Here is a 16,140-nt window from a genome sequence, read left to right as displayed (position 1 = left end):
GGATAGCAGAAACTAATTCCAGTATTCTGAAGGAGCGAGGATGCGGGTGGCGCTCGTGGGGCTCGGGGAGATCGGGCTGGCCGCGCATCTGCCCGCGCTCCTGCGGCGCCCGGACGTCGACGTGGTGCAGCTCGTCGACCCGGATCCCGGGCGCCGCGAAATCGCCGCCGGACAGGGGATTCCGGCTCGCGCCGAACTCGACCCGCACGCGGTGGACGGCGTGGTGCTCGCCACGCCGCCGTGGGTGACACCCGAGCTTGCCGTCCGCTCCGCGCGGGCCGGGCTGTTCGTCCTCGCGGAGAAACCGATCGCGACCTCCGTCGAGGCGGCGCGGATCTACGACCAGCTGGACGACGAGCAGCGCCGCCGGATCCAGGTCGGTCTCACCTACCGCCACGACCCGGCGGTCCGGCAACTGAGGACGTGGATCGCCGCCGGCACCCTCGGTACGCCGGTCCTCGTCCGCGCCCACATCTACGACGAGGCCCACCGCCCCGAGGACCACGAGCACACCGAGCGCATCACCGCCACGCTCGAACACGGAACCCCCGTCGTCCACGAAGGCGCGCATCTGTTCGACTGGCTCAGCCACTTGCTCGGCGGACAGCCGCAGCGCGTGCAGGACGCGTGGTCCAGCACGACCCGTCCCGAGCTCCCGGCACCCAACCTGATCGGCGCCCGCCTGACCTATCCGAACGGCCACCAGGCACTGGTCGAGTTCGGCTGGTTCACCACCGCACTCCCCCGGTGCGAGCTCACGTTCCTCGGCGACCGCGGCCTCGCGACGCTCGACGGCTTCACGTTCGACCTGCGCCTCAGCACCGCCGACGGCGACCGTGAGCTTCGCTTCCCCGGCGATCGTACGACGCGGTGCTTCGACCTCCAGGTGCAACGGTTCGTCGAGCTGTACGACAGCACCCGCAAGGCCGGCGAACCGTCCCTCGACGACGGCATCGCCGCGCTCCGTACCGCCCAACTCGTCGCCGGGAGGGCCACATGACACTGCTGTCCTGGCATCACGCGAACCGGACCGAGCTCGCCCAGCTGTTGCCTGAGGCAATCGTCGTGCTGCCGGTCGGCGCGACCGAGCAGCACGGTCCGCATCTGGCCACCGGGACCGACTGGATCCTCGCGCAATCCGTCTCCGAACACGCCGCGACGCTCGTACACGAACGATCCCCGCGACCCCTCGTGCTCGTGCCGCCCGTACCGTTCGGGGCGTCGGATCATCACCTGCCCTTCGGCGGGACCCTGTCGCTCTCGCCCGAGACGTTGCTCGCCGTCCTGCTCGACCTGGCACGCTCGCTGCACGCGGACGGCGGCCGGCGTCTCGTTCTCGTCAACGGTCACGGCGGCAACGTCGGCGTCTGTCACGCAGCGGCCGCAGCAGCCTCGACCAGGTACGACGTCAACGTGGCGCATGTCGACTACTGGCGCCTCGCCCGCGATTGCGACGTACCCGTGCCGGGTCATGCCGGTGCCTTCGAGACCGCGCTGATGCTGGCACAGAACGAGAGCTTCGTTGCCGAGCGCAAGGAACGTCCCGATCCACCGACCGGGGACGCGGTCGACGACGTGGCACTGCACACGGCGGAGAGCTGGCAGCGGATCGACGGGTACACGGACCGTCCGGAACTGGCCGATCCGGCGACCGGCAGGAAGTGGTTCGACCAGGTGGCGGCCGCACTCGGCGACCGTCTTCTCGAGCTGGCGGAGGTGCTGTGATCGACTTCCATACCCACACTCCGGCGTGGGAGACGGCGACCTGGCTCGGCGGCGCCGCGTTCGGAGCCGACGAGTTCGTCGCGTTCATGGACTCGACCGGGATCGAGCACGCTGTCGTGCTCAGTCACGACGGGCTGTTCGACCCGACGCCGGAGTCGAACGACCGGCTGTCCGAGTTCGTCCGCAAGTACCCCGAGCGGATGACCGGTTTCGGCACGGTCGCGGTCCGGCGCAAGACCGCAGTCGCCGAGGCGGAGCGGATGGTCGGCGAACTCGGCCTGCGCGGCCTGAAGCTGCACCCGTGGTTGCAGGGCTTCAGCATGCACGAGCGCTCCCTGGACCCGATCTGCGAGGTGATCACCTCGGTGGGCGGTGTCCTGCTCAGCCACGACGGCACCCCGCCGTACTCGACCGCGGGCCAGATCGCCGCGCTGGCCCGGCGGCACCCGAGGCTCCGGGTGATCCTCGGGCACGGCGGTCTGCACGATCTGTGGCGCGAGGCACTCGTGATGACGCAGGAGACCGAGAACGTCTACCTCTGCATCTGCGGCACCCCGCCGTACGCCGCTCGCCGGATCCTGGCCGAAGCCCCGGCCCACAAGGTGATCTTCGGAACCGACGCCGGCCTGTCCGACAAGGCCAGCCAGGACTACGCGGTCGCCCGGGTGAAGGAGATCGACGGCTGGGGCATCACCGATGCGCAACGCCGGGCGATGCTCGTCGACAATCCACGCCGGCTGCTGGAGCCCGCGTGACGGCCACCATCGCGGCGATCCAGACCGCGCCGGTCAGTCTCCAGGCCGCGCCCGACCTGCTGGTCCGCGGAGCCCGCGGCCCACACGACCGCTCCGACTTCCTGCTGGTCCGCGTCATCACCAGCGACGGCATCGAGGGGTACGGCGAGGTCAGCGCGACGCCGATCTGGTCCGGCGAGGACGGCACCTCGGCGGACCATTTCATCCGGACGGTGCTGTCCCCCGCGTTGATCGGCCGGCCTCTGACGCCGGTCGGCGCGCTCGAAGTCCTGATGGACAAGGTGTTGCAGGGCAATCCGTTCACCAAGGCCGGCGTCTCGATCGCCCTGTGGGACGCATTCGCGCGGACGCTCGACGTACCGCTGGCAGTCGCGCTGGGCGGCCCGTATCGCACCGAGATCCCGATCAAGCTCTCGCTGTCCGGCGACGACGAGGAACTCGAGCGCGCCTGGACCGCCGCAACCGCCGCCGGCTTCGGCGCGTTCAAGGTGAAGGTCGGGCTGGGCGTCGAAGGTGACCTTCACCGGGTGCGGAGAGCGCGTGAGCTGGCCGGGGACGCGTTCCTCGGCACCGATGCGAACGGTGGCTGGTCCCGCGCCGACGCGACGCGCGCGATCCCCGAGCTCGCCGGCTTCCGCGTTGCCTTCGTCGAGCAGCCGCTAGAGCCTCGAGATCTACAGGGTTCCCGGGAACTGAGGCGTCTGGGGCTGCCGGTGATCGCCGACGAGTCGGTGTTCGGTCTGCACGATCTGGTCGACGTGGTCGAGGCACAGGCCGCGGACGTGGTCAGCCTGTACGTCGGCAAGAGCGGTGGACCCGGCCGCGCCGTACGGATGGCTCAGGTCGCCGCCGCACACGGGCTCGACGTCCTGATCGGATCGAACGGGGAGCTGGGGATCGGCGCCGCTGCCCAGTTACACGTCGCTGCGGCCCTCCCCCGGCTGTCGGCGCACCCGAGCGACATCATCGGCGCCCATTACTACACCGAGGACGTGCTGGCGAAGCCGCTGGACAGCGACGGGCGTCGGGTCAGGCTGAGTGGCGAGCCAGGGCTGGGAGTGACCTTGCGAGACGACCTGCTGCAGGAGTTCCGATGATCGTCGACGTCCACGCACACACCCCGACCCACCGGGAGGCGGTGCCGGAGAACGAGCGCCGGGTGTACGACAACTGGCGCAACGACCGGCCGGTGGTGACCACGAACTCGTGGGCCGACTACGACGAGGCGATGGCCGCCGCCGACGTGTCGATTGTCTTCAATATTGCTGTCGACAATCCTCTCGAACTCACCGGCCTGCCGTATCCGCCGGAGCGCTGCAACGACGCGACCGCCGAGTTCGTGCGGGACAACCCGGCGAAGCGGATCGGCTTCATGTCGGTGAACCCGACGCTGCCCGGCGCGTTCGAGGAGGCCGACCGCAGCCGCGAGCTCGGTCTGGTCGGTGTCAAACTCGGCCCGAACTACCAGAACTTCGATCCGCTCAGCGAGCCCGCGTTCGCGTTCTACGCGTACTGCGAGCGGCACGGCCTGCCGATCCTGTTCCACTCCGGCGCCTCGCCGATGCGGCACGCGCCGCTGCGCTACACCTATCCGCTCGTCACCGACGAGATCGCCCTGCGGTATCCCGAGCTCCGGATCGTGATGGCGCACATGGGCCACCCGTGGAGCCGGGAGACGGTCGTGACGATTCGCAAGCACCCGCACGTGTACGCCGATGTGTCGTCGACGTACCTGCGGCCCTGGGTGCTGTACCAATCGCTCATCAACGCGGTCGAGTGGGGTGCGACCGGCAAGCTGCTGCTCGGCTCGGACTTCCCGATCGCCAACACCGGCGAGGCGATCGCCGGCCTCTACACCGTCAACGACATGCTCGACGGGACCAAGTTCCCGCGCGTCCCGGACGAGGTCATCGACGGCATCGTGCACGCCGACGCGCTCGGCGCCCTCGGGCTGGAGGTGCCCGCATGATCATCGACGCGCACTGCCGGATCGGCGACGGCCGCGAGGTCAGTCTGACGCCGGCCGGCCTGCTCGCCACGATGGATGCCCTCGGCATCGATCAGGCGTTGGTCGCGCCGTCCGAACGCTGTATCGCCTACGACAACCGCGAGGGCAACTCGGCCACCACCGCGGCGGCAGCGGCGTCCGGCGGTCGCCTGCTCGCGTACGCCGTGGCGAACCCGTGGCGAGGGCCTGCGGCGCTCGACGAGCTCGACCGGGCCCGCGACGCCGGCGCCGTCGCCCTCGCGGTCGACTCCGTCCTGCAGGGCTTCGATCTACTCGACGGCCTCCTCGACCCGCTGCTCGACTTCGCCGCGGACTCCGGCTGGTTCGCCTACGTCCGGACCGGTACGCCGGCCAACGCGCTCCCGCTGCCACTCGCGAGCCTGGCCCGGCGCCGGCCCGAACTGCCCGTGCTGATGGGCAAGAGCGGAGCGACCGACTTCTGGATCGACGCGATCCCGGCCCTGCTGTACGCGCCGAACCTGTACGGCGACACGTCGTACGCGCCGTGGGACACGGTTCTGAGCGGGTTCCTGGCCGAGCCGGGGATCGGGGCGGAACGGCTGGTGTTCTCGACCGACTCGCCGTACACGGTGCCGCTCGCCGAGGTGGACCGGATCCGCGACTGGCCGGTCGACCCCGAGCAGAAGTCCGCCGTGTTCGGCGGCAACCTCGCCCGGCTGCTCAACTCCACGCCGACGGTGACTGATCAGGGGATCCATCAGGTGACTCCCCAGGGAGGATGACATGGCCACCACCGAGATCGGGGCCGAGCGGCCCACGGACGACGCGTCCCTGCTGGTGCGCGGGGTCTCGCCCGTGCTCGAGGTTCCGTTCACCGCCGACGGCGACGTCGACCATGCCGGCTTCGACCGGGTCGTGTCGTACGTGCTGTCGACCGGCGTGACCAGCGTGATGTTCCCCGGCTTCGCCTCGGAGTTCCACAAGTTGTCCGAGGACGAACGCCGGCAGCTGACCGAGATCCTGCTCGGGCATACCCGCGACCGCGACGACGTCGCCGCAGTGATCGCGGTCCAGGACCACGCCACCCAGCTGGCAGAACGGCGGGCCCGGGCTTCGGTCGAGGCAGGCGCCGACCTGATCAACCTGCTGCCGCCGCACTTCCTGTCACCGTCGCGGGGGTCGCTGGCCCAGCACGTCCGCGCCGTACTGACCGCGATCGACCCGGTGCCGATGGTGCTGCAGTACGCGCCGAGTGAGACCGGGACGAGTCTGGACGCCGACCTGCTGCGGGCGATCACCGTCGATCATCCGAATCTTCGCCTGGTGAAGGTCGAATCCAGTCCGCCCGGACCGCTCATCGCCGAACTGGCCGCCGGCACCCCGGCCCTGGCCGCGGTCGAGGGGTACGCCGGCGTTCAGCTCCCCGACGCCGTCCGCCGCGGCGCGGTCGGCACCCAGCCCGGCTGCTCGATGACCGAGGTGTACGTCGAGATCTGGCGCCGCCTCACCGGTGGCGAGGAGGAGGCCGGGATCGACCTGCACCGCCGGTTGTTGCCGTACATCTCCTACTGGATGCTCGACACCGAGCGGATCATCGCGGCCGAGAAGCTGATCTCGGTCCGCCGCGGCCTGTTCGCCAGCGCGTACTGCCGCGAGCCCGCGCACCAACTGGACAGCGAGGAGATCAGGATGGTGGACCGGCTGCTGGTCGAGTTCGCGGACCTGCTGCCGCACCTGGGCTGACGGCGAAGGGTGCCCCACCTGACCGTGGGGCACCCTTCGGATTCAATCCATCCGCAGGCGCGCGGTGAGTGCGTGGCCGAACATCAGCTCGGCGTCGGCGATCGCGGCCGTCGACGGAGCGATCGACCGGGCGCCGGCAGCGGTCAGCCGCTGGTAGGTGACGGTCTTCAGGAACTTCCCGACCCACAGACCACCGGTGTACCGGCCGGCGCGGCCGGTCGGCAGCACATGGTTGGTCCCGATCGACTTGTCCGAGAAGGCGACCGTTGCCTGCGGCCCGATGAACAACGAGCCGTAGTTGCGCAGGTTGGCGGCGTACCAGTCGTCGTCGGCGGTCTGCACCTCCAGATGCTCCGGCGCGTAGGCATCCGAGACCTGTACGGCCTCTTCGCGCGACTCGCAGACCACGACGGTCCCGTGCTCTCGCCAGGCGCCGCCGGCGACCTCGACGGTCGGCCAGTCCCCGGCCAGCCAACGGTTGACTTCCGAGATCACCGCCGTACCGAAGGATCGGGACGTGGTGACGAGAAGGGCGGGACTGTTGAAGCCGTGCTCGGCCTGGCCAAGCAGGTCGGCCGCGACCAGGCGCGGGTCGGCCGACTCGTCCGCGATCACCGCGACCTCGGTCGGACCGGCCAGCAGGTCGATCCCGACCGTACCGAACAGCTGCCGTTTGGCCTCGGCGACGTACGCGTTCCCGGCGCCGACCACCAGGTCGACCGGCGCCACGTCCTCGATCCCGAAGGCCATCGCCGCGAAGGCCTGGACGCCGCCGAGACAGACGATCACGTCCGCGCCGGCCAGGTTCATCGTGTAGAGCTGCGGGCCGTAGATGCCGTGGCCGTCCCGCGGCGGCGCGACGGCCACGACGGTGTCGACCCCGGCCACCTTCGGCACCGTGACGGTCATGATCGACGACGCGATCAGGGGGTAACGGCCACCGGGCGAGTACGAACCGACCTTGGCGACCGGGACGTGCCGGTGCCCCAGCACGACCCCCGGCAGCGTCTCGACCTCGAGGTCGGTCAGCGTCTCGCGCTGCGCCCGGGCGAACCGCTCCACCTGGGAACGGGCGAACTCCAGATGCGCCGCCAGCTCCTCGTCGACGGTCTCGGCGGCAACCTTGATCCGATCCGCCGAGACGACGAACGACTCCGGATCCCAGCCGTCCAGTTGCCGCGACCACCGCCGGATCGCTGGCAGCCCGTCCCGCTCCACCTCGGAGAGGATCCGGCTGACGGTGTCCATCACCTCCTGCTGCCGCTCGACCCGCTGCGGCCACCCGGTTTTCAGGTGCTCGGCCATGGCATCGCCTCTCTCCTAGGTGCGTGTGTAACAGCGCGAGATGGCCGAGAAGATCCGGGCCGGCTGGTCGGGTACGTAATGGTCGAGAACGGACAACAACGAACCGGTGCTCTCCAGCGTCCAGTCACCGTCCTCCTCGAACCCGGCGTTGCGGACGGCGAGGCCGATCGTCTCGATGTGGTCCACGCCGACATCGAGGTAGCGCCAGGACGCGTCCCGCAGCGCCCGTAGCCGGAACGTCAGGTCCACCTCGTTGCGTCCGGCAACATGTGCGGTGACGTCGACAGGGCCTTCCATCCCGTCGCCGTTGGTCCACACCGGCCAGCGCTGCTCGTGCAGGTCCATCGTCCAGACGACCGTGTCGTCGATCAGCATCTCCAGCTGGTAGGTCCCGGACTCGACACCGGGCGCCAGGAGCCAGCGGTGGTACCAGAACGAGACGACGTACCGGGCGGATCGCGGATCGACGGTGACGCGTTGCGAGGCGGTGGCGGTCGACCCCGCCGCGACCTGCGACCGGGGCGCGACCAGTGCGAGCCGGCCGTTGCCGTACATCGCCTTGTTGTCGGAGGTCGGCGTCGGCGCACCGTCCAGCTGGGTGCCGTACGAGATCACTCCGGGGATCTTGCCGGCCGCGACGTACTCCGCCGACGTGGTGAGGGCCGCCGTACAGTAGTCCGCCGTCGGCGGCAGCGGCGCGTCCAGGAAGCGGCCGGTGTAGATCAGCGGGATCAGGTCGAGCCCTCGCGGCTCGGTGTAGGTGAGGATCTCGTCCAGGCAGGCGCCGAGCGAGTCCGCGACCGTCGTGTTCTCGTGGTGCCCGTCCAGGAACGGGTAGATGATCCCGTCGACGAACGGACCGTACTTGTCCAGGAACTCCGCGTCGGTGGCCTTGCCGAAGTAGGCGCAGGTGTAGAACCGCAGCTCCGGGCTGATCGCGGCCCCGGCGTCGACGAACTCACGCATGTACTCCGGGGTGAACAACCTGGCGTTCTCGCCGACCTCGAAGTCGTCGATCGCCCAGGCGCGGAAGTTCGGGTACTTGACCGCGAGCTCGGCGAACGCCTTCGCCCAGGCGACGTAATCCAGCCGGTAGGGCCGGGAGGCGCGGCCGTGGTCGGAGGTCTCGCTCGGCGGCACGATGTACGGGATCACGTCGATGCCGGCGGCCGCGGCGGCGGGCAGGAACTCCGCGCGCAGGTCGTCGAAGTCGGTCGCGGAGTCCCAGATGCAGAACAGGTAGGTGTTGGCCCCGAGCTCCGTGAGCCTGCGGATCAGCGCCGGGGTGTCGAGGTGCCGGTAGCCGTCCGCGCGCGGCTCGCGCTCGCGGAGGTAGGCGCCGACCGTGTTGCCGCCGGTGAGGGTGGCCTTGATACCGCCGGCGGGCTGGGGATACGGACCGTGCGTGGTCATCGGAACCACTCCTCAGAATTTTCGAGATTTCGAAAACAGTTCCGCTATCTCAGAAAAGCCTAAGACCGCCGGCGGAGCCCGGCAAGGGTTCAGGCGGTCGGCGGTTCGGTGGCGCCGAGGCGCTCGGAGATGGTCGTGCCGAGCTGGATCAGGCCGGCCTGGGCCTGCTTGCGCTTGTCGCGGGTCAGGTCGCGGGCGAAGGACGTGACGCCGACCGCCCCGGCGACGTGGCCGCCCGCGGCGAAGAACGGGGCCGCGACGCAGGCGATGTCGGCCTGCTCCTCCTGGTCCTCGACCGCGTAGCCCTGTTTGTGCACCTTCGAGAGCTCGGCGCGGAAGGTCTCCTCGTCGACAGGCTTCGCCTTCGGCCCGTAGCCAGGCTCCAGCCGCGCGAGCAGCGGCTTCAGCTCACTTTCCGGCAGGTACGCCGCGATCGCCCGGCCGAGTGCGGTGAGGTTGAAATGCGCGACCTTGCCCGGATAGGTGTCGAACTGGATGAACCCGGGCAGCGCCGCCTTCGCGACGTACACCACCGAGGAACCGGTCAGGACGCCGATGTGCACCGGCATACCGAGCCGGTCGGCCAGTTCGCGCATCTCGCGGGACGCGACCGACGACAGGTCCACCTTGCGGATCAGCTGCGTGGCCAGGCCGTACAGCCGCAGCGTCGGCCGCCAGAAATGGCTGCGGCCGACCACCCGGCGGGTGGCGTAGTCGCGCTGCTCGAGCGTGTAGACGATCGAGGCACAGGTGGCGAGCGGGATCTTCGCCTTCTTGGCCAGCGCCGTGAGCGTGAGCTCCTCGTCGGACTCGACCAATGTCTCGAGGATCGTCAGCGCTCGCGCGACCGCCGGCGACGGCGACCGGTCACCGGCTGTCTCACTCACCATGGTCGGAGTCTAGCGCCCGCGCCGGAAGCTGTCTTCGAGTGGCTGTATATACGAGATCACGAAGATTCATCTCAGATCTTGAAGTATGCAACATTTCGTGTCACTGTCCCGGAAAGAGTGCTGATCGGCGGACTTCGTCCGCGTGGAGGTAGCCGCCATGTCCGATCCCCTGAGCCGCCGGACGTTCCTCCGGGTCTCCGGTCTCTCGCTGTCCGCGACCGCCGTCGCGGGATGCTCGTTCTTCTCCACCGACGCCAAGAAGACGACCGGTTCGGCCGCGACCGACGCCGGCGCCAAGGAGTCACCGGTCCTGACCAAGCTGGTCAAGGACGGCAAGCTCCCCTCGCTGGACCAGCGGCTGCCCAAGAACCCGATGGTGGTCAAGCCGATCCAGGGCCCGGGCAAGTACGGCGGTGTGCTGCGGCGCGGCCAGATCGACCGGAACGCCACCCAGAACCAGTACGTCGAGTTCGCCGGCCTGCTCGAGTGGACGCCGACGACGCCCGCGAAGGTCGGCCCCGGCCTGGCCGAGAAGTGGGAGGTCCAGGACGACGGCAAGGTCTACGTCTTCCACCTGCGCGAGGGCCTGAAGTGGTCGGACGGGCAGCCGTTCACCACCGACGACCTGATGTTCGCCTACGAGAAGGAGTTCCTGAACAAGGAGCTGAACCCGGTCTTCCCCGGCTGGCTGAGCCCGGGCGGGAAACCCGGCAAGTTCGTGAAGGTCGACGACCACACGTTGCGGATGGAGTTCGCAGTACCGCACGGTCTGCTGCTGAAGTACCTGTGCTTCATGGGGCTGACCGGTTTCGGCTCGTCGACGGCGCTGTTGCTTCCGGCGCACTATCTCAAGCAGTTCCACAAGGACTTCGCGACGCCGGCGCAACTGCAGGCCGCGATGAAGAAGAACCCGGCGCCGACGTGGGCCGACTTCTTCAAGGCCCGGCGCGACATCTGGAAGAACGCCGACGTACCGATCCTCGGCCCGTGGAAGCTGCTCGCGCCGCTCCAGGGCTCGGGCGTGACAGCGCGTCTGGAACGCAACCCGTACTACTGGAAGGTCGACGAGCAAGGCCGACAGCTGCCCTACATCGACAGCCAGCAGTACACCGTGATGCCGTCCGAGACACTCGGGCTGCGCGCCGCGAACGGCCAGCTCGACCTGCAGGTCACCGACATCCAGGCCGAGCAACTCCCGCTGCTGATCAAGAACCAGGAATCCAAGGGCTACAAGGTGAACCGCTGGGTCGCCGAGCCCAACACGTCGATCAACCTGAACCAGAGCCACCCGGATCCGGTACTGCGCGAGCTGTTCCAGAAGATCGACTTCCGCGCCGGTCTCTCGCACGCGATCAACCGCAAGGAGATGAACGACGCGCTGTTCGCCGGCCAGGGCTTCGTCCGGCACCCGTGCGCCCAGCCCGAGGACGAGTACTGGGAGAAGGGCATGGGGCAGCGCTTCATCGAGTACGACGCGGACGAGGCGAACAAGCGTCTCGACGCCGCGGGCCTGACCAGGCGCGGGCCGGACGGCATGCGGCTGCGGCCGGACGGCAAGAAGCTGCAACTCGTCGGCCGCTGCTTCGAGGTCGGCGTCGGCATCGACGCGATCAGCGTCCTGGAGTACGCGAAGCGGTACTGGAAGGCGGTCGGCATCGACCTGGTCGCCAAGCCGATGACGCCGGAGCTCTGGTACGAGGAGATCCCGCACGGCGACTACGACCTGGTCGCATACCCGCCGGCCACCGTCTTGTGGGACATCGACTCGCTCTGGTACATCCCGACGAACGGCCTGACGTACTGGGCTCCGAAGTACGGCAACTGGTACGGCAACCACAAGGACAAGTTCGCGCTGGAACCGACCGGCGACATCCGCAAGCTGCAGACGCTGTACGACGAATTGGTGATCACCGCCGACGACGCGCGACGGATGGAGCTCGGGCACCAGATCCTGCGGCTGCACGACCAGAACGTGTGGATCATCGGCACCGTCGGTACGCCGTTCCAGCCGCTGATCTCGGCCGGCGACCTGCGCAACGTCCGTCCGGACGCGATCGCCAGCTACCGCACCCACTACGAGAACGCCTCGTCGCCGGAGCAGATGTACTTCGACTCCCCGGAGAAGCACTCCTGACCCGAAGGGATCCCCTTGGCCGGCTACCTGTTCCGTCGCCTGCTGGCGATGCTTCCCACCGTCCTGCTGATCTCGCTGGTGTCGTTCCTGATCATCCAGCTGCCGCCCGGCGACTTCCTCACCACGGTCGTCGCCAAGCTGCAGCAGCAGGGCCAGACGGTCGGCAGCGACCAGCTCGCGGCGCTGCGGCAGCAGTACGCGCTCGACAAGTCGCCGTTCGAGCAGTACCTGCGGTGGATGTCGAACATCGTCCTGCACGGCGATTTCGGTCAGTCGTTCCAGTACAACAAGCCCGTCTCCACACTGCTGGCCGAGCGGCTCCCGCTGACCATAGGCCTCGGCCTCGCGACCTGGCTGATCGGGTGGACGGTGGCACTGGCGGCGGGGATCTACTCCGCCGCCCGGCGCTACTCGAAACTCGACTACGTCATCACCGCGCTGACGTTCCTCGGTCTCGCCGTACCCGGCTTCCTGATCGCGCTGACCGTCGTGTACCTGGAGTTCAAGCTGTTCGGGCAGACGCTGTCGGGGATCATGTCGCCGGAGTTCGAGGGCGCGGTGTGGAACCTCGGCAAGCTGCTCGACGTACTCAATCACCTGTGGTTGCCGGTGCTCGTGCTGGCGTCCGGCGGCATCGCGGGAACGATCCGTGTCCTGCGGGCCAACCTGCTCGACGAGCTGCACAAGCCCTATGTCACAGCCGCCCGGGCCCGCGGGCTGGACGAGCGCAAACTGCTGATGCGCTACCCGACCCGGGTCGCGCTGAACCCGTTCATCGCCACGATCGGCTGGACGATTCCGGCGCTGTTCGACGGTGAGGTGCTGGTCGCCAGCGTTCTCGGCCTGGAGACGACCGGGCCGCTGCTGCTCAACGCGCTGAAGAGCCAGGACATGTACCTTGCCGGAGGCATCATCCTGATCGCGTGCGTGCTGACCGTGATCGGCACGCTGATCTCCGACCTGCTGCTCGCCGCCGTCGACGCCCGCGTCCGGATCGGGTACACCCGATGACCGCCGTCGAGATCGAGGCTGAGCCCGCCCTCGCGCTGGCTTCCCAGCGGACCCTGATCTGGCGGCGCTTCAAGCGCAACAAGCTCGCGGTCGTCTCGCTCTGGGTCGTCGCCCTGATCTACCTCACCGCGGCGTTCTGCGAGTTCCTCGCCCCGCAGGCCCAGGACACGTACGCCGCCGACCGCGCCTACGCACCACCGCAACTGCTCAAGATCTCGTTCACGTCCGGCCCGCACGTATTCGTGAACGGTTACAAGGGCACGCCGAACCCCGAGACACTGCTCCGCGACTACACCACCGACAAGTCCCAGCGGTACGCCGTACGCCTGTTCGCCAAAGGTGATCACTACAAGCTGTGGGGGATCGTCCCGTCCGACCGGCATCTCGTCGGACCGAGTCAGCCGGGCGCGCCGTTCCACCTGCTCGGCACCGACGACCAGGGCCGCGACAACCTCTCGCGGATCGTATACGGCACCCGGATCTCGATGTCGGTCGGCCTGATCGGCGTCCTCGCGGCGCTCGTCCTCGGCCTGCTGCTCGGCGGTGTCTCCGGCTACTTCGGCGGTCTGACCGACGGGATCGTGCAACGCGTGATCGAGTTCTTCATGTCGGTCCCTACCTTGCCGCTCTGGCTCGGGCTCGCCGCCGCCGTACCGCCGGGCTGGAGCCCGTTGAAGACGTACTTCGCGATCACGCTGATCCTCTCGCTGATCGGCTGGACCGGCCTGGCGCGGGTGATCCGCAGCCGGTTCCTGCAGATCCGCGGCGAGGACTTCGTGCTGGCCGCGGAACTGGACGGCGCGAGCTGGCACCGCGTGGTCGGCCGGCACATGCTGCCGGCGTTCACCAGCCACATCATCGCGTCGCTGACCCTCGCCGTCCCCGGGATGATCCTCGGTGAGACCGCGCTGTCTTTTCTGGGCCTCGGGCTGCAGCCGCCGGTGGTGAGCTGGGGAGTGCTGCTCAGCGGGGCGCAGAGCATCCGGGTGCTGACCACGGCGCCGTGGCTGCTGGCCTCCGGCGCCGCGGTGGTGATCGCGGTGATGGCCCTTAACTTCGTCGGCGACGGCCTGCGGGACGCCGCCGACCCCTACGAGTCATGAGGAGGCCTCCTATCGAGCCGCTGCTGGAGATCGAGAAGCTCAGCACGCACTTCGACACCGCCGACGGGCTGGTCCGGGCCGTCGACGACGTGAGCCTGCGGATCGAGCCGGGCCGGACGGTGTGCATCGTCGGCGAGTCCGGCTGCGGCAAGAGTGTCACCGCGCGTTCGATCCTGCGGCTGGTCGACCCGCCCGGCCGGATCGTTGCCGGCAGCATCAGGTTCCGCTCCGGCGACGGCGTCGTCGACCTGGCAGCGCTCGATCCCGGCGGACCGGAGCTGCGCCGGATCCGCGGCAAGGAGATCGGGATGGTGTTCCAGGAGCCGATGGCCGCGCTCAGCCCGGTGCACACGATCGGGCAGCAGCTGATCGAGGTGCTGCGGCTGCACGAGCAACTCGGCAAGGCCGAGGCCCGCGAGCGCGCGATCGCCGAGCTGCGCGGCGTCGGCATACCGCAACCGGAGCGGCGGATCGACGCCTACTCGTTCCAGCTGTCCGGCGGTATGCGGCAGCGTGCGATGATCGCGATGGCACTTGCTTGCCGGCCGCAACTACTGGTCGCGGACGAGCCGACGACCGCGCTCGACGTCACCACGCAGGCCCAGATCCTGCGGCTGCTGCGCACGCTGCAGGAGGAACGCGGGATGGCGATCCTGTTCATCACCCACGACCTCGGCGTGGTCGCCGAGCTCGCGGACCGGGTCGCGGTGATGTACCTGGGCAACGTGGTCGAGGAGTGCGACGTGGACTCGCTGTTCCACGACCTGCGGCACCCGTACACACGCGCGCTGCTGCGGTCCGTGCCGCGGATCGAGCGGCGGGCGCGGCGTCGATTGCCGACAATCCGCGGACAGGTCCCGCATCCGCAGCAGCGGCCGAGCGGCTGCCCGTACCGGACGCGCTGCGACCACGTCGTACCCGGTCAGTGCGACGCCGAGAACCCCGCGCTCGTGAGTGACGGTCTGAGGGAGGTTCGGTGCGTGCACTACCCGACCGCCGAGAGCATCCGCGACGGGCACGACCTGCGCCCCGAGGAGGTGGTCGCCGATGCCGGCTGAGGAGATCCTGCGGATCGAGGACCTGACGATGCGGTTCACCAGCGGCGCCGGGCTGTTCGGGCGCCGGAACCGGACCACCGTACGGGCGGTCGACGAGGTCGATCTCGTCGTACGGCGGGGTGAGACGCTCGGACTGGTCGGTGAATCCGGCTGTGGCAAGACGACGCTCGGGCGATGCATCCTGCGCGCGCACAAGCCGACCGCGGGGCGGCTTGTGTACCGGCGTGCGGACGGCGCCGAGGTCGATCTGGCCGGGCTGTCCCGGCGGCAGCTGCGTCCGCTGCGCACCGAGATCCGGACCGTCTTCCAGGATCCGAACTCGTCGCTCAACCCGCGGATGACCGTCCAGCAGATCGTTGCAGAACCGCTGATTGTCAACAATCTGGCGAGCGGCGGCGAGGTGCGGGACCGGGTCGCCGAGGCCTTGCGACGCTGCGGTCTGCGGCCGGAGCTGATGCGGCGCTACCCGCACGCGTTCTCCGGCGGTGAGCGGCAGCGGATCGGGATCGCGCGGGCGCTGGTGACGCAGCCGCGGCTGGTGGTCGCGGACGAGGCGGTGAGCGCGCTCGACGTGTCCGTCCGGAGCCAGATCCTCAACCTGCTCGAGGATCTCCGGGACGAGCTGGGCCTGACCTATGTGTTCATCTCGCACGACCTGTCGGTGGTCCAGCACCTCTGCGACCGGGTGGCGGTGATGTACCTCGGGCGGATCGTCGAGGAGGCGGAGACCGAGGACCTGTTCGAGCGACCCCGGCACCCCTATACCGAGGCACTCCTCCGCTCGATCCCACGGCCGGATCCGCGGTTGCGCCGGCGGGACGACGTACTGCCCGCCGGCGAGGTGGCGACGCCGGACCAGGACTTCGGCGGATGCCGTTTCCAGCCGCGCTGTCCGTACGCCGTGGACCTGTGCGCCGAGGTGGAGCCGGACACCGTGCCGCGCTGTCATCGAACCGATGAACTCGAGCTGGACGGGGTGTACACGACGGCCTGACTCCGGGTTGCTACGGTCGGAAGCGGTAGTGGTTGCCTCA

The 16,140-nt window shown here is 69.0% G+C and carries 15 protein-coding genes; 12 read left to right on the top strand and 3 right to left on the bottom strand.

The window, feature by feature from the left end; all coding sequences use genetic code 11:
- Positions 1–40: 40 nt before the first annotated feature.
- The 7 genes from EV651_RS02720 to EV651_RS02690 are packed head-to-tail and all read left to right on the top strand — an operon-like array spanning position 41 to position 6,192.
- Positions 41–1,000, top strand: coding sequence for a Gfo/Idh/MocA family protein (locus tag EV651_RS02720; protein WP_133781570.1), 960 nt, complete (start codon positions 41–43; stop codon positions 998–1,000).
- Positions 997–1,725: a creatininase family protein gene (locus tag EV651_RS02715; protein WP_133781568.1), complete on the top strand. Its 729-nt coding sequence runs from the start codon at positions 997–999 to the stop codon at positions 1,723–1,725. The genes EV651_RS02720 and EV651_RS02715 overlap by 4 nt, the downstream gene beginning before the upstream one ends.
- The gene (locus tag EV651_RS02710; RefSeq protein ID WP_133781566.1) at positions 1,722–2,480 is read left to right on the top strand and encodes an amidohydrolase family protein; all 759 of its coding nucleotides are present in this window, start codon (positions 1,722–1,724) and stop codon (positions 2,478–2,480) included. The genes EV651_RS02715 and EV651_RS02710 overlap by 4 nt, the downstream gene beginning before the upstream one ends.
- On the top strand, positions 2,477–3,577 hold the full coding sequence (locus tag EV651_RS02705) for a mandelate racemase/muconate lactonizing enzyme family protein (RefSeq protein WP_133781564.1): 1,101 nt from the start codon (positions 2,477–2,479) through the stop codon (positions 3,575–3,577). Before EV651_RS02710 ends, EV651_RS02705 begins: the two co-directional genes overlap by 4 nt.
- Positions 3,574–4,449 (top strand): amidohydrolase family protein, encoded by an 876-nt coding sequence (locus EV651_RS02700; protein ID WP_133781562.1) that lies wholly within the window; start codon positions 3,574–3,576, stop codon positions 4,447–4,449. Before EV651_RS02705 ends, EV651_RS02700 begins: the two co-directional genes overlap by 4 nt.
- The gene (locus EV651_RS02695; protein WP_133781560.1) at positions 4,446–5,231 is read left to right on the top strand and encodes an amidohydrolase family protein; all 786 of its coding nucleotides are present in this window, start codon (positions 4,446–4,448) and stop codon (positions 5,229–5,231) included. The genes EV651_RS02700 and EV651_RS02695 overlap by 4 nt, the downstream gene beginning before the upstream one ends.
- Before the next feature lies 1 nt (position 5,232).
- The gene (locus EV651_RS02690) at positions 5,233–6,192 is read left to right on the top strand and encodes a dihydrodipicolinate synthase family protein (protein ID WP_133781558.1); all 960 of its coding nucleotides are present in this window, start codon (positions 5,233–5,235) and stop codon (positions 6,190–6,192) included.
- A 42-nt stretch (positions 6,193–6,234) separates the two neighbouring features.
- Here EV651_RS02690 and hisD read toward each other — a convergent pair whose 3' ends face one another.
- The 3 genes from hisD to EV651_RS02675 all read right to left on the bottom strand — a co-directional run bounded on the left by hisD (position 6,235) and on the right by EV651_RS02675 (position 9,800).
- Positions 6,235–7,497 (bottom strand): histidinol dehydrogenase, encoded by a 1,263-nt coding sequence (gene hisD, locus EV651_RS02685; RefSeq protein ID WP_133781556.1) that lies wholly within the window; start codon positions 7,495–7,497, stop codon positions 6,235–6,237.
- A 15-nt stretch (positions 7,498–7,512) separates the two neighbouring features.
- Positions 7,513–8,910: a hypothetical protein gene (locus EV651_RS02680; protein ID WP_133781554.1), complete on the bottom strand. Its 1,398-nt coding sequence runs from the start codon at positions 8,908–8,910 to the stop codon at positions 7,513–7,515.
- 89 nt (positions 8,911–8,999) lie between these two features.
- The gene (locus EV651_RS02675; protein WP_133781552.1) at positions 9,000–9,800 is read right to left on the bottom strand and encodes an IclR family transcriptional regulator; all 801 of its coding nucleotides are present in this window, start codon (positions 9,798–9,800) and stop codon (positions 9,000–9,002) included.
- 157 nt (positions 9,801–9,957) lie between these two features.
- On the opposite strand from EV651_RS02675, the gene EV651_RS02670 reads away from it, so the two are divergent.
- Genes EV651_RS02670 through EV651_RS42160 form a run of 5 tightly spaced genes read left to right on the top strand, consistent with a single transcriptional unit; the run spans position 9,958 to position 16,100 of the window.
- Positions 9,958–11,934, top strand: coding sequence for an ABC transporter substrate-binding protein (locus EV651_RS02670; protein ID WP_133781550.1), 1,977 nt, complete (start codon positions 9,958–9,960; stop codon positions 11,932–11,934).
- 15 nt (positions 11,935–11,949) lie between these two features.
- Positions 11,950–12,945 (top strand): ABC transporter permease, encoded by a 996-nt coding sequence (locus EV651_RS02665; RefSeq protein WP_133781548.1) that lies wholly within the window; start codon positions 11,950–11,952, stop codon positions 12,943–12,945.
- On the top strand, positions 12,942–14,048 hold the full coding sequence (locus EV651_RS02660; protein ID WP_133781546.1) for an ABC transporter permease: 1,107 nt from the start codon (positions 12,942–12,944) through the stop codon (positions 14,046–14,048). Before EV651_RS02665 ends, EV651_RS02660 begins: the two co-directional genes overlap by 4 nt.
- Positions 14,045–15,106, top strand: a complete 1,062-nt coding sequence (locus tag EV651_RS42165) for an ABC transporter ATP-binding protein (protein ID WP_238156608.1) — start codon at positions 14,045–14,047, stop codon at positions 15,104–15,106. The genes EV651_RS02660 and EV651_RS42165 overlap by 4 nt, the downstream gene beginning before the upstream one ends.
- Positions 15,096–16,100: an ABC transporter ATP-binding protein gene (locus EV651_RS42160; protein ID WP_238156607.1), complete on the top strand. Its 1,005-nt coding sequence runs from the start codon at positions 15,096–15,098 to the stop codon at positions 16,098–16,100. The genes EV651_RS42165 and EV651_RS42160 overlap by 11 nt, the downstream gene beginning before the upstream one ends.
- Positions 16,101–16,140: the final 40 nt, after the last annotated feature.

Origin of the sequence: Kribbella sp. VKM Ac-2571 (assembly GCF_004362255.1) — a bacterium.
Taxonomy (GTDB): domain Bacteria; phylum Actinomycetota; class Actinomycetes; order Propionibacteriales; family Kribbellaceae; genus Kribbella; species Kribbella pratensis.
This window is presented reverse-complemented; position numbering and strand designations above follow the sequence as displayed.